Origin of the sequence: Luedemannella flava, from assembly GCF_039528515.1 — a bacterium.
Lineage (GTDB): Bacteria > Actinomycetota > Actinomycetes > Mycobacteriales > Micromonosporaceae > Luedemannella > Luedemannella flava.
The window spans coordinates 1-517 of record NZ_BAAALT010000134.1 but is presented as its reverse complement, the minus strand read 5'-3'; the positions used below and the strand labels follow the sequence as shown (position 1 = coordinate 517).

The 517-nt window shown below is 68.3% G+C and carries 1 protein-coding gene; it reads left to right on the top strand.

The genetic code is table 11. The annotated features are described in order from the left end of the window. Positions 1-517, top strand: a 517-nt coding sequence (locus tag ABD211_RS20850; RefSeq protein ID WP_344134438.1) for an RICIN domain-containing protein, incomplete at both ends; no start/stop codon positions are given.

Sequence of the window (517 nt, the reverse complement as noted above, 5' to 3'; positions counted from 1 at the left end):
GCCTGGTACGTGCTGGTCAACCGCAACAGCGGCAAGGCGTTGGACGTGTACAACCTGGCGACGAACGACGGCGCGCGGATCACGCAGTGGTCCCGCAACGACGGCAACCAGCAGCAGTGGCAGTTCGTCGACTCCGGCGGCGGCTACTACCGGATCAAGTCGCGACTCTCGGGCAAGAACCTGGACGTCTACAACTGGTCGACCGCCAACGGCGGCGCGATCGTGCAGTGGACCGACACCAACGCCAACAACCAGCAGTGGCGCCTGGCCGACTCGTCCGGCGGTTACGTCCGGTTCATCAGCCGGCACAGCAACAAGGCGCTCGAGGTTCAGGGCGCCTCGACGGCCGACGGCGCGAACATCGTGCAGTACGACGACTGGGGCGGCAACAACCAGCAGTGGCAGCTCGTCCGCGTGGGCTCCGGCACGACGCCGACCAGCGCGGCGCCGACCACGGGCGGTGGCGGCGGCTGCTCGCTGCCGTCGTCGTACCGGTGGTCGTCGACGGGTTCGTTGG